At 65.5% G+C, this 18,859-nt stretch carries 17 protein-coding genes; 2 read left to right on the top strand and 15 right to left on the bottom strand.

Annotated features, from left to right (window positions below; translation table 11 throughout):
* Positions 1–156: 156 nt before the first annotated feature.
* Entirely contained in the window at positions 157–3,672 is a 3,516-nt protein-coding gene (locus C7I87_RS25065; protein WP_149906737.1) for an autotransporter outer membrane beta-barrel domain-containing protein, read from the top strand.
* 100 nt (positions 3,673–3,772) lie between these two features.
* Here C7I87_RS25065 and C7I87_RS25060 read toward each other — a convergent pair whose 3' ends face one another.
* From C7I87_RS25060 to C7I87_RS25025, 8 genes are all read right to left on the bottom strand, one after another.
* Positions 3,773–4,531 carry a slipin family protein gene (locus C7I87_RS25060; protein ID WP_149906736.1) on the bottom strand — a complete coding sequence of 253 codons (759 nt, stop codon included), beginning with the start codon at positions 4,529–4,531 and terminating at the stop codon, positions 3,773–3,775.
* Positions 4,528–5,949 carry an NfeD family protein gene (locus tag C7I87_RS25055; RefSeq protein WP_149906735.1) on the bottom strand — a complete coding sequence of 474 codons (1,422 nt, stop codon included), beginning with the start codon at positions 5,947–5,949 and terminating at the stop codon, positions 4,528–4,530. Before C7I87_RS25055 ends, C7I87_RS25060 begins: the two co-directional genes overlap by 4 nt.
* A 284-nt stretch (positions 5,950–6,233) precedes the next feature.
* The gene (locus tag C7I87_RS25050; protein ID WP_149906734.1) at positions 6,234–6,593 is read right to left on the bottom strand and encodes an SPW repeat protein; all 360 of its coding nucleotides are present in this window, start codon (positions 6,591–6,593) and stop codon (positions 6,234–6,236) included.
* A gap of 248 nt (positions 6,594–6,841) precedes the next feature.
* Complete coding sequence (locus C7I87_RS25045) at positions 6,842–7,723, bottom strand: EamA family transporter (RefSeq protein ID WP_149906733.1); 882 nt, start codon at positions 7,721–7,723, stop codon at positions 6,842–6,844.
* A gap of 147 nt (positions 7,724–7,870) precedes the next feature.
* Positions 7,871–9,109, bottom strand: a complete 1,239-nt coding sequence (gene arsK, locus C7I87_RS25040; protein WP_246696399.1) for an arsenite efflux MFS transporter ArsK — start codon at positions 9,107–9,109, stop codon at positions 7,871–7,873.
* Positions 9,090–9,503 carry an arsenate reductase (glutaredoxin) gene (gene arsC / locus C7I87_RS25035; protein ID WP_149906732.1) on the bottom strand — a complete coding sequence of 138 codons (414 nt, stop codon included), beginning with the start codon at positions 9,501–9,503 and terminating at the stop codon, positions 9,090–9,092. Before arsC ends, arsK begins: the two co-directional genes overlap by 20 nt.
* A complete protein-coding gene (locus tag C7I87_RS25030) occupies positions 9,500–10,207 on the bottom strand; it encodes an aquaporin (RefSeq protein ID WP_149906731.1) in 708 nt (235 codons plus the stop codon). The genes arsC and C7I87_RS25030 overlap by 4 nt, the downstream gene beginning before the upstream one ends.
* Entirely contained in the window at positions 10,204–10,557 is a 354-nt protein-coding gene (locus C7I87_RS25025; RefSeq protein WP_149906730.1) for an ArsR/SmtB family transcription factor, read from the bottom strand. The genes C7I87_RS25030 and C7I87_RS25025 overlap by 4 nt, the downstream gene beginning before the upstream one ends.
* 42 nt (positions 10,558–10,599) lie before the next feature.
* Here C7I87_RS25025 and C7I87_RS25020 point away from each other — a divergent pair, with 42 nt between their 5' ends.
* Positions 10,600–11,145: a DUF6428 family protein gene (locus C7I87_RS25020; protein ID WP_149906729.1), complete on the top strand. Its 546-nt coding sequence runs from the start codon at positions 10,600–10,602 to the stop codon at positions 11,143–11,145.
* Between the two features lie 28 nt (positions 11,146–11,173).
* Here C7I87_RS25020 and C7I87_RS25015 read toward each other — a convergent pair whose 3' ends face one another.
* The 7 genes from C7I87_RS25015 to C7I87_RS24985 form a co-directional block, all read right to left on the bottom strand.
* Positions 11,174–12,670 carry a sulfatase gene (locus C7I87_RS25015; RefSeq protein ID WP_149906728.1) on the bottom strand — a complete coding sequence of 499 codons (1,497 nt, stop codon included), beginning with the start codon at positions 12,668–12,670 and terminating at the stop codon, positions 11,174–11,176.
* Between the two features lie 80 nt (positions 12,671–12,750).
* Complete coding sequence (locus C7I87_RS25010) at positions 12,751–13,719, bottom strand: aliphatic sulfonate ABC transporter substrate-binding protein (RefSeq protein ID WP_373424764.1); 969 nt, start codon at positions 13,717–13,719, stop codon at positions 12,751–12,753.
* Between the two features lie 27 nt (positions 13,720–13,746).
* The gene (locus C7I87_RS25005) at positions 13,747–14,505 is read right to left on the bottom strand and encodes an ABC transporter ATP-binding protein (protein WP_149906726.1); all 759 of its coding nucleotides are present in this window, start codon (positions 14,503–14,505) and stop codon (positions 13,747–13,749) included.
* The gene (locus C7I87_RS25000; RefSeq protein ID WP_149906725.1) at positions 14,505–15,308 is read right to left on the bottom strand and encodes an ABC transporter permease; all 804 of its coding nucleotides are present in this window, start codon (positions 15,306–15,308) and stop codon (positions 14,505–14,507) included. Before C7I87_RS25000 ends, C7I87_RS25005 begins: the two co-directional genes overlap by 1 nt.
* A complete protein-coding gene (locus tag C7I87_RS24995) occupies positions 15,305–16,435 on the bottom strand; it encodes an ROK family transcriptional regulator (protein ID WP_149906724.1) in 1,131 nt (376 codons plus the stop codon). The genes C7I87_RS25000 and C7I87_RS24995 overlap by 4 nt, the downstream gene beginning before the upstream one ends.
* A 178-nt stretch (positions 16,436–16,613) precedes the next feature.
* Positions 16,614–17,300 carry an aspartyl/asparaginyl beta-hydroxylase domain-containing protein gene (locus C7I87_RS24990; RefSeq protein ID WP_149906723.1) on the bottom strand — a complete coding sequence of 229 codons (687 nt, stop codon included), beginning with the start codon at positions 17,298–17,300 and terminating at the stop codon, positions 16,614–16,616.
* Between the two features lie 58 nt (positions 17,301–17,358).
* A complete protein-coding gene (locus C7I87_RS24985) occupies positions 17,359–18,858 on the bottom strand; it encodes an efflux transporter outer membrane subunit (protein ID WP_149906722.1) in 1,500 nt (499 codons plus the stop codon).
* Between the last annotated feature and the right edge of the window lies 1 nt (position 18,859).

Below are 18,859 nucleotides of genomic sequence, written 5' to 3'. Positions count from 1 at the left end.
CGCCTGCGCGACCGATGACGCCGAACCGCCACAGTGCGCGCAAAAGACGCTGCTTTTCGCTCCAGTCCAATTCCAGTGCCGCCCTGCCCAAGACAAGGCCGGGCGCCAATGACATGTCAGCCTCAGGGTGAAACGACTGTCATGTCAGGGGATCGAATGCTGCGGAATGGATTTGGAGGCCGCAAGGCTAACGCGTTGAAATGCCTGGCGCTGACCTCGACTGCGCTGGTCGGCCTTGGCCAGCCGATCCCTGCATCGGCAGCCGAGGTCTGGACCGGCGCCGCCTCCACGAACTGGTTCGCCGCCGGGAACTGGAACCCCGCCGCTGTCCCGACATCGAGCGACGACGTCATTCTCGATCCCGTGTTCCCGCACCCGGCCGTGGTCGATGCGGCGAATGCGGCGGCCCACTATCTGTTTGTGGGCACCATTTCGAGTTACTCGGGCTCGCTGACGATTACGAACGGCGGCACCCTCTCCGACACTGCCGGCTATCTCGGCTACGTGTCGAACGCGAGCGGCACCGTGAGCGTCACTGGAGCAGGCTCCGTCTGGAGCAACAGTTCGGACCTTTTCCTTGCCTTGGGCACCGGCAGCACCGGCACCTTGACGATCTCCAGCGGCGGCGCTGTGAGCGACACAGTGGGTCATGTCGGCTACGGCCTGGGCACCGGCACCGTAACGGTGGACGGCCCTGGCTCGACATGGACCAACAGTGGGGATCTCTACATCGCCGAATTTGGCACCGGCACCCTGGACATCAACAATGGCGGCGCGGTCAGCAATGCCATGGGCACCATCGGTTGGCACGCGGGCTCCAACGGCATCGTGATGGTCGGTGCGGGCTCGACCTGGACAAACAGTTCCAACCTGGCTGTCGGCGACCAGGGAACGGGAACGTTGACGGTCTCGAAAGGCGGCACCGTCAGCAATGGCGCGGCGGCAATAGGCGCGAAAGCAGGCTCGACCGGCATAGTATTCATCGACGGTGCCGGCTCGACCTGGACCAACAGCTCCAACCTGGCTGTTGGCGATTTCGGCGCCGGCGCCTTGGCGATCACCAATGGCGGCGCTGTCAGCAATCATACGGCCTATATCGGCAATTCGGCGGGCTCGACCGGCATGGTGTCCGTCGCAGGCGTTGGCTCGACCTGGACCAGCGCGGACCTGTACGTCGGCGGCCTCAGCACGGGCACGCTGTCGATCTCGAGCGGCGGCGCGGTCAGCAACGTTGACGGTATTGTAGGGAGCGGAGCAGGCGCGGTCGGCACGGCAACGATCACTGGCGCAGGCTCGACCTGGACCAACAGCGGAATCTTGATTGTCGGCGATTTCGGCGGCGGCACGCTGAACGTCCTGAACGGTGGTGCCGTCAGCAACGTGAAGGGCTATGTCGGGGAATCGGCCGGCTCGACCGGTATCGTGACGATCGACGGTACGGGTTCAACGTGGGCCAACAGCAGCGACCTGGCGATCGGCAAATTCAGCACCGGCACGCTGACGATCTCGAACGGTGGGGCAGTCAGCGACGTTGATGGTTCCTTAGCCAGCGGTAAGGGCTCAGCCGGCACGGCAACGATCACCGGCGCAGGCTCGACCTGGACCAACAGCGGAGGCTTGTTTGTCGGTGATTTCGGCTCCGGCGTTCTGAACATCCTGAACGGTGGGGCGGTCAGCAACGCGAGCACAGGCATTGTCGGTGTGCAAGCGGCCTCTGTCAGCGTCGTTACAGTCGACGGCGCTGGCTCGATCTGGACCGACAGCAGCGACCTGAGGATCGGCAATTCCGGAACCGGCACGCTGACGATTGCGAATGGCGGCGCAGTGTCGGCCGGCGGCGTGGTCGACATCGCCCTCCTGGCGGGCTCCGTCGGCACGCTGAACATCGGAGCGGCGAGCGGATCGCCAGCGGCGGCGGCCGGCGCGCTCAATGCGGCGAGCGTTCAGTTCGGACAAGGCGCGGGTGCGATCAACTTCAACCACACCGACACAAGCTACACCTTCGCGTCGGCGATCGGCGGCGCGGGCACGATCAACCAGATCGCCGGCACGACGAACCTGACCGCCGATTCGAGCGGCTTCACCGGTGCGACCGACGTTACCGGCGGGCGGCTAGCCGTGAACGGTTCGCTGGCCAACTCGCTGGTGACGATCACGGGCGGCATGCTGGGCGGCAACGGCACGGTGGGCGGCATCACGGCGTTATCGGGCGGCATCATCGCGCCGGGCAATTCGATCGGCACGCTGCATGTCGCGGGCAATCTCGACCAGGCGGCGGGCTCGATCTACCAAGTCGAGCTGACCTCGACCGGCCAGTCGGACCTCATCCTGGCGACGGGCACGGCGACGATCGCCGACGGCGCGGTCCTCGACGTTGTCAAGACGGACGCCGCGCCTTATGTGCTGGGCACGCACTACACCGTGCTGCAAGCCGATGCGGGCGTCATGGGCACCTACACGCTCAGCGGGGCCGGCCCCTTCATTGGCCTTATCGCCAATTACGACCCGACGCATGTCTATCTCGATGTGGTGCAGGCGAAGTCCTTCGCCGCGGTCGGCCTGACGCCTAACCAGATCGCCACCGGCGGCGGCGCCGAAAGCCTTGGCAGCGGCAATCCGCTCTTTGATACCATCTTTGCCTTGCCGAGTGAGGCAGCCGCCCAGGACGCCTTCGACCAGCTCTCGGGCGAGATCCATGCCTCGGCCAAGGGCATGCTGGTCGAGGACAGCCGCTTCATCCGCGACGCCGCCACCAGGCGGATCAGCGCCGCTTTTGGCGATGCCGGCGCAGCCGCATTGCCGGTCATGGCCTATGGCGAGGCCGGGCCCGAAATGGTGGCGGCCGACACCGACCGCTTTGCCGTCTGGGGCCAGGCCTTCGGCTCCTGGGGCCAGACCGGCAGCGACGGCAATGCCGCCGCCTTCGATCGCTCGACCGGTGGCCTCCTGGTCGGCGCCGACAGCCCGATCGGCGACTGGCGCGTCGGCATCATCGGCGGCTACAGCCATTCGTCCTTCGATGCCGACGACCGCCATTCCAGCGGCGCCACCGACAACTATCATCTCGGACTCTATGGCGGCACCAACTGGGGCGCCATAGCCTTCCGCACCGGCGCCGCCTACAGCTGGAACCACATCTCGACAAAACGCTCGGTAGCCTTCAACGGCTTCGCCGACCAACTGTCGGCTGACTATGACGCCGGCACGGCGCAGGTGTTCGGCGAACTCGCCTACAAGGCTGGTGCCGGCCGCTTCAAGTTCGAGCCCTTCGCGAATCTCGCTTATGTCAGCGTGCATACTGACGGGTTCTCCGAGCAAGGTGGCGCCGCGGCGCTGACCAGCGCCGGATCCAGCACCAATGCCACCTTCACCACGCTCGGGCTGCGCGCCTCGACCGACGTCGCGCTCGGCGGCATGAGCGCGACCGCGCGCGGCACGCTCGGCTGGCGCCACGCCTTTGGCGACGTCACGCCGACCTCGATTTTCGCCTTCGCCGGGGGCAATGCCTTTGCCATCGCCGGCGTGCCTGTCGCCAGGGACAGCGCGGTGATCGAGGCCGGCTTCGACCTGCCGATGTCGGCCAACGCGACGCTCGGCCTGTCCTATATCGGCCAGTTCGGCGCCCACAACACCGACAACGGCGCCAAGGCAGATCTCAGCGTCAGGTTCTGACAACGAGGAGGTCTGACGATTGGCGCAGCGAGGGCGAAGACGGCGAAGCTGCCAATCTTCCGCACGAGGCGAAGATTGGCAGTTCCGATGCCGATCTCCCCTATTTCCCCTGCCCCTTCATGAACTGGCTGAGCAAGTCCACCGGCAGCGGGAACACCACCGTGGATGAGCGCTCGCCGGCGATGTCGTGCAAGGCCTCGAAATAGCGCAGTTGCATGGCCTGTGGCTCGGCCGCCAGCATGCGGCCCGCCCCGACCAGTTTCGCCGCCGCCTGCTGCTCGCCTTCGGCATTGATCACCTTGGCGCGCCGCAGCCGCTCGGCTTCGGCCTGTTTGGCGATGGCGCGGACCATGTTCTCGTTGAGGTCGACATGCTTGATCTCGACATTGGACACCTTGATGCCCCATGCATCGGTGCGCTGGTCGAGGATTTCCTGGATGTCACTGTTGAGCCTGTCGCGCTCGGCCAGCATCTCGTCGAGCTCGTGCTTGCCGAGCACCGATCGCAGCGTGGTCTGCGCCAGCTGGTTGGTGGCGGCCATGTAGTCCTCGACCTGGATGACCGCCCGCTCGGCGTCGACGATGCGGAAATAAAGCACGGCGTTGACCTTCACCGAGACGTTGTCGCGCGAAATCACGTCCTGCGGCGGCACGTCCTGCACCACCACGCGCAGGTCGACCTTCACCATCTGCTGGACGAAGGGAACGAGGATGATGAGGCCAGGTCCCTTGACCCCGGTGAAGCGGCCGAGCGTGAAGACCACGCCGCGCTGATATTCCCGCAGGATTCGGATGGCCGCGGACAGGAAGATGACCACAAGAACCGCAAGTAGCAGGTAGGCCACATAACCGATGTTCATTGCCTTGCTCCATTCCTTCCCGCGTCGCGCCGCCGCACGGTCAGCACGAGGTCGCTGATGTCGGTCACCTCGACACTGTCGCCGGCCGCGACGGGTTCATCGGCCTTGGCCCGCCAGCGCTCGCCCAAGGCCAGCACATGGCCCTCGCCGCCCTGCCAGTCGAGGATCTCGGCCGGCTGGCCGCGCATCGCTTCGCCGCCGACGCGCGGAGGATTCCGGCGCGCCGCCCAGAGATAAGTGCCGCTCAGCAGCGCCAATCCAAGCGTCAGCGCGGCGGCGGGACCGATGATCGCCCATGACACGGCAAAGCCCGGCCCCTCGACCCGCAGCAGCATGGCGGCACCGAACAGAAAGGCGGCCACGCCGCCGAGCCCGAGCACGACGGTGGGATTGAAGGCCTCGATGATGAGGAAAACGACGCCGAGCAGCATCAAGGCAAGCCCGGTATAGTTGATCGGCAGGAGATCGAGCGCATAGAGGCCGAGCACGAGACAGATGGTGCCGATGACGCCGGGCGCCACGGCCCCCGGGCTGGTGAACTCGAAGACGATGCCATAGACGCCGACCAGCATCAGGATGACGGCGGTGTTCGGATCGGTGATGACGGAAAGCAGCTGGATGAACCAGCCCGGTTCCAGCGTCTCGACCGGTAGCCCCTTCGTCGCCAGCACCACTTTCTTGCCGGCCACATCGACGGTACGCCCATCGGCAAGTTGCAGCAGCTCGGTGGTGTCGCGGGCGACGAAATCGATCACATGTTCCTGCAATGCCGCATTGGCCGACAGGCTCGCCGCTTCGCGCACGGCCTTCTCGCCCCAGTCGCCGTTGCGCCCGCGCAGTTCGGCAAGAGAGCGGATCAGGGCGACCGCGTCATTGGTCACCTTGGCCATCATCGCGTCGCCCGCCGGCCGCCCGCCGGTTTCCTTCTGGTCACCCCCGCCCTTCTGGTCACCCCCGCCCTTCTGGTCGCCCCCGCCCTTCTGGTCGCCCTTGTCGCCGCCCGGAAGCGACGGCAAGCCGCCAATCTCCACCGGCGTCGCCGCACCCAGATTGGTGCCGGGCGCCATGACAGCGACATGGGTGGCGTAGAGGATATAGGTGCCGGCGCTTGCCGCATGGCCGCCGGCCGGTGCGACATAGCCGATGACAGGCACCGGCGACGCCAGGATATCGGCGATCATCTCGCGCATCGAGGTGACCAGCCCGCCCGGCGTGTCGAGCTGCAAGATGAGGACTGCGGCATCGCGCCTGGCCGCGGCATCAAGCGCTTCCTTGAGCTGCCTGCTGCTTGCCGGCCCGATGGCGCCATCGATCGCCACGCTCAACGCAACCTTCTCGCTCCCGGCCGAAGGGAAGAGAGAAACGACAGCCACGGCGACGAAGGCCGCGGCGAAAAGGGCCACCCGCGCGAAGGTCACGCTCAAACTCCTACCCAAGATATGGGTTCGATCTCACCGAAATCCATGGGCGCGGCCTCCCGATCGCAAGCCGGTGGCCGGATCGGCAGGGGCGGACCGGCCAACGGATGCCGGCGGACATTCACAAAATCGGGGGCGGTGACCGAACTTCTACGGCGCGCGGCACCCATCGCCTCGCGGCACAGAGCGCCAGCCCAAATTTCGCGTACCTCGGACGCGCATTCCAAATCTGCGGGAGGAGCCCGTCACTCGCGCGCCGAGCCCCCACCCTTGGTCCGTCCCGATCACGCGTGCGCGTGCGGATGACGGAAGTCCCAGACGGCCCAACCGGATACGGCAACCACCAGAACGCCGAGAACGACGTCAGTGGCCATCGCATGTGTGTTCGCCATGAAACCGAGTAGCCAGGGCGAAACGATCAGCCAGAGCCCGAGAACGACACTCACCCATTCTTCCCACTCGGCGAATGCGGTAAGCGCTGCCAGAGCCATGCCACCCAGCACGACGCCAACAACCCAGGCGTTCCATGCAGGTGCGGTTTCAGCGGCGAAGCCGATTATCCAAGGTGAGATGAACAGGCAGATGGCAAGGACCAGATTGAGCCAGTCCTGGCCCTTCTTTCCTTCCATGAGCATATTAGCCATGACAACCTCCATAGATGAAGCTTGACCAAAGCATTACATTCGCGTGCGACCCACGCTTAGTTGTTGATATAATTATGCTTCACATGGCCTTCAAGACCTGCTCGGCGGCAGGCTCGGCCGGGCGTAGGTGGGGTTCCCTGCACCCTTTGCGGTCGCTCCGCTCCCGAACGGGATCAGTAGGCGGCATTCCCAGTGCAGGGATTGCAGCCGGGGTTTTTGCCCGGGGGCCGAAGGGGACGGCCTCGCCCCTACTCCGGCGAAGGCACCGGCGGCTTCGAGGTGAGCGCGGTACCGGCGGCGGCGACGATCACGGCGGCGATGCCGGCCAGTTGCGGCATGGTCAGGCTTTCCCGCAGGAACAAGAACCCGGCCAGCGCGCCGAGCCCCGGCTCCAGGCAGGTCAGCGTGCCGTAGATGCGGGCGGGCATGCGGGTCAGCGCCACCATCTCCAGGAAGAACGGCAGCGCGCTGGAGAACAGGCCGACGAGCAGCGCGCCGACCAGGATCGATGGCGAGAGCAGGCCGCTCCACGCCTGTTCTATGCCGAAGGGCAGCACCAGCACGGCGGCGATGGCCATGCCATAGGCGGTGGTGCGGGTGCCGAGTTCCGCGCCCGCCTTCTGCGCCAGCACGATATAGAGCGCCCAGAAGCCGCCGGCCGCCAGCGCCAGCAGCACGCCGGTCGGATCGAGCGGCTGCAGCGAACGGATGAAGGGTGACAACAGCAGGATGCCGGCGACCGCCAGCGCGATCCAGGCAAAGTCGGTGGCGCGCCGCGAGGTCAAGGTGGCCACCAGGAGCGGACCGGAAAACTCCAGCGCCACCGCGACGCCGAGCGGGATCCTGGCGAGTGCGGCATAGAACAGAAGGTTGAGCGCGCAGAGCGTTACCCCATAAGCGACGAGCCATGGCAGAGTGGCGCGCGAGGGCCGCATCTGCCAGGGCCGCAGCACCGCGATCAGCATCAGCGCGCCGACCACCAGCCTGATCGTCGTCGTTCCCTGCGCGCCGATCACCGGGAACAGCGACTTGGCGAAGGTAGCGCCGATCTGGATCGACACCATCGCGCCCATCAGCGCCGCGACGGGCAAGGGTGCTGCTTCGCGGCTGGCAACCGGCGTCGATGTCACTTGGTGCTATCCTCCATGCCGGCAGGCGCAAACCTGCCCGGCAGCACCGCAATAGGGTAGAACGGGCCTGGCTGTCGTGATGCAGCGCGGATGCCTCGATGAGGGCACGGCCAAATGGCATGAACCGGCAGGCAACGGCGTCGGATGTCACACGCGGTCGATACGCGCCTCCGGCAGTCTCGTGATCGCCACCAGGACGAGCAGCGCGGCACCGCCCAGAAGCGCCATCGCCCCGAGCGACCAGGCAATGCCGATATGCACGATGGCGAATGCCAGGGCAAAGGGCGCGACGGCCGAGACGACCAGTCGGGCCGACATAACCCGCCCTTGCAGCCGGCCATAGCCATCGCTGCCGAACAGTGTGAGCGGCAGCGAGCCGGTGACGATGCTGAAAAGCCCGTTGCCCATGCCGAAGATGACGGCGAACGCCATCGCACCGGCAATGGAAGGGGCGGTGCTATCCAGCACGACCACACCGGCCGTCATCAGGCCGGCCGAGATGATCGCGAGCATCGGGGGCGACAGCTTGCCGCCAAACACCATGTTGACGAAACGGCTCAACACCTGTGACGGCCCAAACAGCGTTCCGACGATCGCGGCGGTCGCCCCAAGACCAAGCCCGGAAAGCAGCGGCACCATATGCACCAGCACGGCAGCGCCGATCAGGTTCTGCAGCGAGAAGGCAATCACCATCAGTGCAAGGCCGAGCGGCCGCGCCGGGGCGGGAAGCGATCCCATGATATGCCGTGGCGGCGCGCTCGCCGCTCGCCTGCCCTTGGCCAGTCCATGCGAAAGCCAGGCGTGCAGCGGCAGACAGACAAGCAGGTTCAGCCCGGCGAAGGCAAGATAGACATTCTGCCACGACATCAACGCATGCAAGGCCGAGGTGATCGGCCAGAACACGGTCGACGCGAAGCCGGCAATGAGGGTGAGGTAGGTAATGCTGCGTTGCGCGGCATGCGGCCTGATCTGCACCAGTAGCGCGAAGGCGGCGCCGTACTGCACCAGGTTCGATGCCACTTCGAGGACGATCAGCGCCGCCACGAAGGCCACGACAGTGGGAGCACAGGCACAGGCGGCGAGTGCCGCCGCTGCCAGGACCGAGCCGGCGGTCATGACTTTTCCGGCACCGAAATGGTCGATCCAGCGTCCCAGCCAGGGCGCCGTCAGGCCGCCAACCAGCAAGGCGGCCGAAAGCGCCCCGAAAATCCATTCGGTTGGCCATCCCAAATCCCTCGCCATGTCGGCGGCAAGGATGCTGAAGCTGTAGTAGAGCGTGCCGTAGCCGATGATCTGGGTGATCCCCAGGGCGGCAATTGCGGCTATCGGCGCGCGTTCCGAGGCATCGAGGTCGGAAAGGCCCCGATCACTTGAAGCCACGGTCAACGGTCACCACCTCGCCGTCTTCCTTGGTGAACTGGGTCGCCGGATGGTCGAGCAGGTCGAGCACAAGCTCGGACGGCCGGCACAGCCGCGTCCCCTTGGGTGTTTCGACGATCGGCCGGTTGATCAGCATCGGATGCTCCAGCATGGCATCGAGCAGTTCCTCATCGTTCCATTTGGGATCAGCCAGGCCAAGCTCGGCATAGGGCGTGCCCTTTTCGCGCAGCAGGGCGCGCACCGGAATTCCCATGGCGGCAATAAGCTGGCGCAGGCGCTCCCGGCTGGGTGGATGTTTCAGATATTCGATGACCACCGGCTCCTCGCCGCTCGCCCTGATCATGGCAAGCGTGTTGCGCGAGGTGCCGCAGTCGGGATTGTGGTAGATCGTGACGGTCATGGCCTGGCCTCGACGGCAAGAAGTTGGATTTCGGCTTGCGGCTGAAGCAGCCATGTCATCAGCACCAAGGCGAGGCCGGCGCCCGCGAACTCGGCGGCGATGAAGCCGGGAAGACTTGCCGGGCTGATTCCGGAATACGTGTCGGTGAACGCCCTCGCCACCGCGACCGCGGGATTGGCGAAGGAAGTCGACGCGGTGAACCAGTAGGCAGCGGTGATATAGAGGCCGACCAGCCAGGACACGGCCGCGCGTTCGAAGCGCAAGCCGGCCAGGATGACGGCGAGCAGGCCGAAGGTCGCAACGCCTTCGGAAAACCATTGCGCGGCGCCGGTGCGGCCATGCGTCGACAGCGCCAGCGGCGCCAGCCCGAACATCAGATGAGCGATCATCGTTCCGGCAATGCCGCCGGCAAGTTGGGCCAGGATGTACAAGGTGCAATCGCTGGCCGACAGGCGGCGCGAAAGGGTTAGGGCGAGCGACACGGCCGGATTGAAATGGGCACCGGATATCGGGCCGAGGATTGTGATCAGCACGACCAGGCTCGCACCGGTTGGCAGCGTGTTGCAGAGAAGTGCCAGTGCGCCGTCGCTCGTCAGCGACCGCGCCATGATGCCTGAACCGACGACCGTAGCCACCAGCATCGCCGTGCCAAGGCTCTCGGCGACCAGACGGCGCGGCAGGTCGAATTGGCGTTCAACTGTCATCGAACCACCTCCTGCGCATCGACCGCGCAGCAGCTCGGCGCCAGCGCCGGAGCACAGATTTCGGGCCTTCCGGAGCAGCAATCCTCCATCAGGAAGCGGATCAACCCGCTCAGCGCGTCATACTCGGCGCTGTAGACCATGGAACGGGAAGCACGCCGCACGCTCACCAGTCCTGCCCGTTCGAGTTCCTTCAGGTGGAAGCTCACATTGGACGCCGAGACCTCGACCTTCTCTGCGATAGCGCCTGCGGCAACACCATCCGGACCCGCGATCACCAGATGCCGCAGGATGCGCAGTCGTGTTTCTTGCGAAAGGGCGGCGAAGGCCGACAAGGCTTGACGCTCATCCATATTTCAACAATCCTAGAAATGTTGAAACAAGGACTAGCGCACATGCTCGCCTCTGACAATCGGGAATTTGAAACCGCCCCCGCCATCACCGGTGACCCCAAGGACATCACCATCGCCGGCCTGCTCGGCTTTTTGGCCGGTCACAAGGACAGGCCGTTGGTGTTTTTCTACGATGATCGGCCGGTGAGACCCGGTTACCACGTCACCGAGGTGAAGGCCGGCACGTTCGCCGCGCTGGACTGCGGCGCCAATCCGGAAGCCTGGGCCGAGATCTTCGTCCAGCTCTGGGACGTCGACGAGGGCGACCGCACCCATATGCCGGCGGGGAAATTCTCGGCGATCATCCGCAAGGTGACCGAGCATGTCGATCTCGACCCTTCCGCCCGGCTGACCTTCGAGGTCAGCGACGGCGTGCGCCCGATCGCGCTTTATCGGGCCGCCCTTCCCCGGCTGGTCGACGGCGCGGTCCATGTCGAGCTTTCGCCCCGGCCTGCAAGCTGCAAGCCGCGCGACCGCTGGCTGGCGGAAGAGCGAAAAGCCAAGGCCTGTTGCGAGCCTTCCGCCGGCTCGCAACCTTGCTGCGGATAGCCGCGGTCGGGCGAGGCCGCCGCCGTCCTCAGTTCAGCGATTTGCGTCGCGGTGGCGGTTCCGGGTGGCGCTGTTCGAGTGCCGCCGCGGCCGCGCCACGGCCGGTCCGGCGCAGCCTTTCGAGGTAGCCCGGCAACTCGCCAAGGCAATGGAATGGCCCGCCCTCCCGGATCACCGTCACCAGCGGGTCGACATCGCTGTCGCTTCTCCTGGCCATCGTGGTGCGCCAGTCCTCGAGCAGGCGGCTGGCGTGATCGACCACGTCGCCCCGGCTGCTGGAAAGGTCATGCTGCTCGTGCGGATCCTCCCTGAGGTTGAACAGGCTGACAGGCCCAAAATCCTTGTAGCCGTCATGGTAGGTGCGCAGCATCAGCCAGTCGGCCCCGTCGAGCCGGAACCGCACGCCGCGCTGCACCGCCCATGCGCCCTGGCTCAGCACCAGGAAATCGCGCCCGCCCTCCTCGCCAGCGGCAAGCGCGGTCCCGAAGGATTGCCCGTCCCAAAGCGCCGGCACGCTGCCGCCAAGCCGGTCGATCAGCGTGGCGGCCCAGTCGAAATGATAATGCAGGCCGGAATTCACGCCACGCATGTCCTTGGCACCGGGCCAGCGGATGACCAGCGGCACGTTGCAGGTGAACTCGTCCGCCGTCTGGTGGTCGCCCCAGACATTGAGTTCGCCGAGGTTCTCGCCATGGTCGGCGCCGATGACGATGATGGTGTCGTCGAACAGGTTCTGCCGCTTCAGTTCCTCGATGATCAGACCGACATGGTGATCGGCGTAGAGGACGCCGGTGTCGTAGCCGTCGAACCAGGCCTTGACCTTGCTCATGTCGTCGATCGGTGACGGCATGCGCCGATATGTCGATCCGCCCGACGCGACATCGAAGCCCGAGGGTTCCTGCGGGCTGTGCGGACCGTAGCCGGCATGGCTCTTCTCGAACACGTCTTTCGTCATCCACTCCGGCAGAGGCTGATCGGCGAAGGGATCGCCGAAGGAGTCCGGCGCGCGATAGGGCGTATGCGGGTCCCAGACATTGACATGCAGGAACCATTTCTTGGCCGAGCCATTGCGCTTCAGCCAGTCGAGCGCCAGGCCCGACACCTCGTCGGCATTCTCCATGCCGGCCTTGCCCGGATTGATGATCTCGTTGAAGCCGGCATACCAGTGCCAGCAGCCATGCCGTTCGCCGAAGCTGCTGATGGTCGTGGTGTGGTAGCCGAGATCGCGCAGCGCGCGCATCCAGCCTTCCTCGTAGAAGGTGCCGGCCCAGGCGCGTTCGGCACCCTCGCGGAACGGCTCGCAGGCGGTGCCGCCATGGCCGACCACGCCGGTGCGCATGCCGTGGCGGCCGCTCCACAGCGCCGTGCGCGACGGATGACATGGCACGTCGGAGACATAGACGTTCTCGAAGCGGATGCCGTCGCGGGCGAGGCCATCGATGACGGGAGAGGTGTTGCGATGATAGCCGTAGCAACCGAGATGGTCGCGCCTCAGGCTGTCGATGTCGATATAGAGAACGTTCATGAAGGACTCACCGCAGGTCTATGATTTTTCAGGAGCAGGCCCCGGCTGATACCGGGGCCTGTGGCGTTCAAGAGCCGGCATCAGGCTGAAATATACTGATCGCCGAGATAGTAATCCTTGGGGTCGAGCGAGGTTTCGAGCTTGCCGAAGGTCTTGAACAGGTCGTTCATCGTCCTAAACCAGCCGTTCACGCTGCCGTCCTTGGTCAGCTTGATGAGCTCGGCCGAGGTCATGAATCGGCCGTAGCCGGCCTCCGTCTTCAACTGGTCGGCCGGAATGCCGAGTAGTTTCGAGGTGATCTCTATCGCCTTGTCCTGGTTGGCGGCGCGGAAATCCTGCGCGTCCTTGATGGCGCGGACCACATTCTTGACGAGATCGGGATTGCTCTTGACCAGGTCGTTGCGGGCAATGAAGACGCTCGGAAAAGTGGTCTGCGGGTAGAAATCGTCGTTCTTGGCCAGTTCCACCAGATCGGGAACGCTCTTCTGGATGATGCCGACGAAAGGATACCAGATGCCGGCCGCGGCGACCTGCTTGGAGGCGAAGGCCGCCACGATGGTACTCGGGTCCATCTGCACGATGTCGAGGTCGGTCATCGCCATGTTGGCCTTGCGCAGCGCCAGCCGCAGCAGCATGTCGCCCGATGTGCCGGCGGCGATCGCCACCTTCTTGCCCTTGAGCTCGGCGATCGACTTGATGCCGGATTGCGCGATCACCCGGTCGGAGAAGCCGACATCGTTGACGGCGATGATCTTGGCCTTGCCGGTCGCCGGCAACCAGAGCGCGCCCGGCCCGAGATAGCCGAATTCGAGGCTGTTGGCGCCCAGCGCCTGGACCTGGATCGGACCATTGGTGAAGACCTTGATATTGGCGTCGACGCCGTGCTTGGCGTAGAAGCCTTGATCGGCGGCCACGCCGGAGATGCTCGCGCCCCAGAAATCGCCGTTGTAGCCGATGCGTGCCGGCGTCCCCGCCGCCTTGGCCTGAATGCCGCCTGCGGCGAACGCGGCAAGTGCCGCCGAGGATGCGATGAAGTTCCGTCTTGTCAGTGTCACGTTACTCTCCTCCTGTTACTGTCACTGGTGGTACACCGCTTGCCAGACGCGGTTGCGGATGGTCATGAACTCGGCCGAAAGCCGGATTTCCTCGGTCCTGGGATAAGGCAGCGGGACATCGATGATCTCCTTCAGCCGGCCCGGCCGCGCCGCCATGACGATGACGCGGTTGGCGAGATAGACGGCCTCGTCGACATCGTGGGTGATGAACATCACCGTGCGCCGCTCCCGGCTCCAGGTGTCGAGCAACTGGTCCTGCAGCTGCACGCGCGTCAGCGCGTCGAGCGCGCCGAACGGCTCGTCCATCAACAGGATGGATGGATCGACCGCATAGGCGCGCGCGATGGCGCAGCGCTGCTTCATGCCGCCCGACAGCGTCTTGGGCAGCGCGTCGGCGAAATCGCGCAAACCCACGAGGTCGATGAAACGCTCGGCGATCTCACGCCGGCGCGAAGCCTCCTCGCCCTTGATGCGCAGCCCGAACTCGACATTCTGGCGAACGGTTAACCAGGGAAAGAGCGCGTATTGCTGGAAGATCATGCCGCGCTCCGGACCCGGCCCTTCGACCGCCTTGCCGTCGACCAGCACGGTGCCTTCGCTTGGCTTGAGCAGGCCGGCGGCGATGTTGAGCGCCGTCGACTTGCCGCAGCCGGATGGGCCGACGACGGTGACGAACTCGCCGTCGGCGATGTCGAGCGACAGCCGATCGAGCGCGATGAAAGCGGCGTCCTGGAGATCGAAGCGGCGGGTGACGTTGTCGAAAATGATCTTGGGGGCCATCACACGCGCTCCTGCCAGACGGTGAGCCGGCGCTCGATCACCAGCAGGATGCGATCCATCGCAAGGCCAAGCAGGCCGATGGTGATCAGGCTGACGAAGATGGTCGGCAGGTCGTAATAGAGCTGCGCCTGCTGCATGCGGAAGCCGAGCCCGGACTGCGCGGCGATCAGTTCGGCGGCAACCAGCGTCGCCCAGGCCGATCCAAGCCCGATGCGCACGCCGACCAGGATGAACGGCGTCGATGCCGGGATGATGACGCGCAGAAAGATCGTCATGTCCTTGGCGCCAAGCACCCGCGCGGCGTTGATCATGGTCTTGTCGACGCTGATGACGCCCTGATAGGTGGCGACGACGCTGGCCAGGAAGGAGGCCAGGAAGATGACGAAGATTTTCGGCGTCTCGTCGATGCCCATGGTGACGATCGCCAGCGGAATGATCGCAAGCGGCGGGATCATGCGGAAGAACTGCAGATACGGCTCGATGAGCGAGCGCGCTACCTTGTACCAGCCCATGACGAAGCCGACCGGGATCGCCAGGATCACGCCGAGCAGGAAGCCGGTCAGCACACGCGCCAAACTTGACATGATGTCGGTGGCAAGCTGCCCGCTGGCGATGACATCGCCGAACCGCGCCGCCACCTGCGGCGGTGGCGGCAGGCCCACCGCGCCGCCCGCCGTCAGCGCCCACCAGATGGCGACACCGGCGACGAGCCCGACGAGATTGAGGGCGAGGCCGGGATAGTCGATGCCCTGCCCTTCCGTCGGCGTACCGGCTAGACGGGTCGTCTTGGCTGCCTCGCTCATCGCGAAACCCCCGAATAGAAGAAATGATCGAGCGCCGCGGCGGACGCGCCGATGGCGCCGGCACCGGGGCCGAGGCTCGACCGTTCGATGCGCAGCACGTCGCGCATGGGCGGCAGCACGCGGGGCGGCACGCCCTCGCGGATATGGTCGATGAAGCTTTCCGGCGCTTCGGCGAGATGGCCGCCAAAGACGATCAGGTCCGGATTGAGCAGGTTGGTCGCGGTCGCGATCGCCGTCGTCAGGTGCCTGAGCGCCGCGTTCCAGGGCTCGGGATATTTCTCCAGTTCGGCCAGCAGCCGCTTGGGATGCGTCGCCTCGATATGGGCGTCGCGGGCGAGCGCCCGTTCGGACAGGAACGTCTCCAGGCAGCCTCTGTTGCCGCAGGCGCAAAGCTCGCCATTCTCGACCACCTGGACATGGCCGAGTTCGACGGCCCCGTAGCCGCCGGGACGGAAAGGCATGCCGTTGATCACCAGCCCGGCGCCGAGGCCGGTGCGCAGGTAGATGTAAAGCAGCGCCGTGGCGTCGCGGCCGATGCCGTAGCGCGACTCCGCCAGCGCCATGGCGCTGACATTGTGCTCGACCACAGCCGGCATGCCGAGCGCCGTTTCGAGCTCGTCGGCGAAAGGCACGTCCTTCCAGTCGTAGTTGACCGACTGCAAATTGCGGCGTCGCTTGGTGTCCACCGGACCAGGCACGCCGAGCCCCAGCCCGATCAGGCGGGACCGCTCGACACCGGTCTTGCGGATCAGTTGCTCCACGGTCCGCACCACCTTGCCGATCACGGCGGCCGGTTCGCTGGTGGCGGTGTCGAAATATTGCGAGGCCATGGCTTTCGACGAAGCCTTGAGGTCGGTGATCGTGGCATGGATGGTGCCGGCGCCGATGTGCACGCCAACCACGGACAGGGCATCCGGGACCAAGGCGACGCCGATAGCCGGCCGACCGACCGGCGCGTCGCCGGCGGCGGCCTGGTTGAGCTCGACGACCGTCCCTTCCCTGAGCAGATGCGCCGTCAGATGGGTCAGCGCGGTCGGCGAGAGCGCGGTGCGCCGCGCCAGTTCGGCGCGCGACTGCGGACCGTCGTCACGCAGGATGCGCAGGATCGCTCCGTGATGGACACCCATTCTTGTCCTCCCTATTATTTTCTAATGTTAATAAATTAATTAAGCCTGTCAAGCAGGCGAAAAGCTGCTGATGACACCCGCTGAAGAGCGCTGAGGAAGCCTCGTCGGTACCGGCCGGTGCGGCGCATCGGCCGGTATCGTCCCGCCGTCATGTGGCGTTATGGAGTGGCCGCCACCTTCAGCCGGAGAAGGACACGCCCCTGTGGCGCATCCCGGCCTGCACGCCGCGCACGATCAGCCGGGACAGGATTTCCATGTCCAGCGGCATTCCCGGACGCCATACGTCGAGCAGCAGCGCAATGCGCGCCTCGTCGGCGTTGTTCATCACCTCATGCGGGAAAGTGTCGTCCCACAGCATGCCTTCGCCATCCGTGATTCGCTTCTCCTGATGATTGATCATCATGATGGTCGCGGGGCGGCCATCGGCCTGCTGCGGAATGACCAGGCCGAGATGAAAGCGCATGATGCCGCGAAACGGTCCGCGATGGCTGGGAATGTGCTTGCGCGGCGCCAGGAACGAGATGGCCGCCGATTTGACTTCCGGGCACTCGGCGAGCAACTGGCTCAGAACCGGCATTCGCGCCAGGTTTTCAGGGATGCCGATGTCGTAGGCCTTGAGCACGAACATGCGCCAGTCGAGGCCGTCATTGGCCGAAATCTCGGCCTGCTCCGGCATGATGTCATGGAAGCGCGGCGCCAGGCCCAGCCGCACGGCGAGCGCCTCGTCGCGTATGCCGCGCCAGGCGGCGGTGAATTTCGCCGCGTTCGGAAAGTCGGTGGCGGCATCGAGGATAGCCGGCGCGTCTATGCGCTTTTCATAGACACGCCGGACGCCATTGGATGCAAGATCGTAAATACGCGACATCTCATTGCCTCGCGGACACTATAAACGGACTGCCGATGGTTCGGGTTGCACATTTTGTTCATTGCGTCGTGAACTTCGATACTATCCGTGGCCCGGTCCTGACGTCGACGATCTCGGGCTTGGTGGTATCGACCGCGCCGTCCCAGCCGCCGCCGAGCGCCTTGTTGAGGGCAATATAGTTGGTCGCCAGCAGGACGCGGCTCTGCAGCAATGAATCCTCGGCCGAGTAGAGCGAGCGCTGGGCGTCGAGCACGTCGAGAAGACTGGTCTCGCCGGCCTTGTAGAGCGTGCCTTCCAGCCGCGCCGCATCGCCATAGGATTTCGCCGACGAGGCAAGCTTGCTGATGCGGATACGCTCCTGCGCCAGCGCAACGAGCGCGTTCTCGACATCCTCGAGCGCGGTCAGCACCGAAGACCGGTAAGCAATGAAATATTGGTCACGCTGCGCCTGGGCGACCTCGACGGCCGCCTTCAACTGCCCGGCATTGAACAGCGGCACGCTGAGCGTCGGCCCGAAGGACCAGCCGATCGAGGAGTTCTTGCCGAGATCGCCGAGCTTGTAGGCCGTGGTGCTGATATCCCCGGTCAGGCTGACCGTGGGATAGCGCGCGGCCTCGGCCTGGCCGACCCTGGCGGTGTATTGCGCGTATTGCCGCTCGGCCATGAGCACATCCGGGCGCGACAACAGGATGTCGGCGGGGATCCCGGTCGGGATCGGCAGCCTTGGCGCCGGGATCGGTGTGCTGCGCTTCAGCCGCTCGCTGAGTGCTGCCGGCGGGCGGCCGGTCAGCACCGACAGGCGATGCACCGCCTCGGCATAGCTTGCCTCCAGCGTCGGCACGGCGGCCTCCGTACTGGTAGCCTGTCCCATCGCCTTGGCGACATCGGCGGCGGTCGCGGTGCCCGCCTGCGCCATGGTGCGGGTGAGTTCGGCGGTCTGTCGCTGCGACGCGGCCGAACGCCGGGCGAGTGCGATGCGTGTTTGGTAGCCGCGCGCCTGGGCATAGGTGGACGCGACATCGCCGACCAGCGTCAGCAGCGTCGAGCGCAGTTCCTCCTGCGAGGCGTCCACACCGTAGCGCGCGGCCTCGACCCCCCTGCGGTTGGCGCCGAACAGGTCGAGTTCCCAGCTGGCGTCGAAGCCGGCCTGGTACTGGCTGTAGGCATCGCTGGCGGTGCCGCCGGCCGCGGCGGTGGCCGTCTTGTTGCGCGTCGCCGATGCCGAGCCGTCGGCCGACGGGAACAGCGCGCCGGCGGACTGGTGGTAGCTGGCGCGCGCCTCACGGATCTTGGCCTTCGCCCTGGCGACATCGAGATTGCCGGCGACCGCTTCCTCGACGAGCGTGTTGAGCTGCGGGTCGCGTAGGCGCTGCCACCATTGCGACAGCTGCGCCGGCTGGGCGGACTTCGTCGATTTCTGGCCGCTCCAGTTTGCCGGCATCGGCAGGATGGGCGTCCGATAGTCCGGGCCGACGACGCATCCGGCGAGCAAAATAGCCGATATCATGGGCACAATGAGCCGCTCCGCGGCCACCGAGCCACGTTCAAAACCTGTCATG

This window comes from Mesorhizobium sp. SARCC-RB16n (genome assembly GCF_008520305.1).
GTDB lineage: Bacteria > Pseudomonadota > Alphaproteobacteria > Rhizobiales > Rhizobiaceae > Mesorhizobium.
This window is presented reverse-complemented; position numbering and strand designations above follow the sequence as displayed.

What these genes read in the sequence shown, in the direction of transcription:
- C7I87_RS25050 (WP_149906734.1), bottom strand. Translation starts at nt 6,593, where the DNA reads ATGGCTAATATGCTCATGGAAGGAAAGAAGGGCCAGGACTGGCTCAAT.
- C7I87_RS25065 (WP_149906737.1), top strand. Translation starts at nt 157, where the DNA reads ATGCTGCGGAATGGATTTGGAGGCCGCAAGGCTAACGCGTTGAAATGC.
- C7I87_RS25020 (WP_149906729.1), top strand. Translation starts at nt 10,600, where the DNA reads ATGCTCGCCTCTGACAATCGGGAATTTGAAACCGCCCCCGCCATCACC.
- arsC (WP_149906732.1), bottom strand. Translation starts at nt 9,503, where the DNA reads ATGACCGTCACGATCTACCACAATCCCGACTGCGGCACCTCGCGCAAC.
- C7I87_RS25005 (WP_149906726.1), bottom strand. Translation starts at nt 14,505, where the DNA reads ATGGCCCCCAAGATCATTTTCGACAACGTCACCCGCCGCTTCGATCTC.
- C7I87_RS25030 (WP_149906731.1), bottom strand. Translation starts at nt 10,207, where the DNA reads ATGACAGTTGAACGCCAATTCGACCTGCCGCGCCGTCTGGTCGCCGAG.
- C7I87_RS24985 (WP_149906722.1), bottom strand. Translation starts at nt 18,858, where the DNA reads ATGACAGGTTTTGAACGTGGCTCGGTGGCCGCGGAGCGGCTCATTGTG.
- C7I87_RS25000 (WP_149906725.1), bottom strand. Translation starts at nt 15,308, where the DNA reads ATGAGCGAGGCAGCCAAGACGACCCGTCTAGCCGGTACGCCGACGGAA.
- C7I87_RS25060 (WP_149906736.1), bottom strand. Translation starts at nt 4,531, where the DNA reads ATGAACATCGGTTATGTGGCCTACCTGCTACTTGCGGTTCTTGTGGTC.
- C7I87_RS25015 (WP_149906728.1), bottom strand. Translation starts at nt 12,670, where the DNA reads ATGAACGTTCTCTATATCGACATCGACAGCCTGAGGCGCGACCATCTC.
- C7I87_RS24995 (WP_149906724.1), bottom strand. Translation starts at nt 16,435, where the DNA reads ATGGGTGTCCATCACGGAGCGATCCTGCGCATCCTGCGTGACGACGGT.
- C7I87_RS24990 (WP_149906723.1), bottom strand. Translation starts at nt 17,300, where the DNA reads ATGTCGCGTATTTACGATCTTGCATCCAATGGCGTCCGGCGTGTCTAT.
- C7I87_RS25025 (WP_149906730.1), bottom strand. Translation starts at nt 10,557, where the DNA reads ATGGATGAGCGTCAAGCCTTGTCGGCCTTCGCCGCCCTTTCGCAAGAA.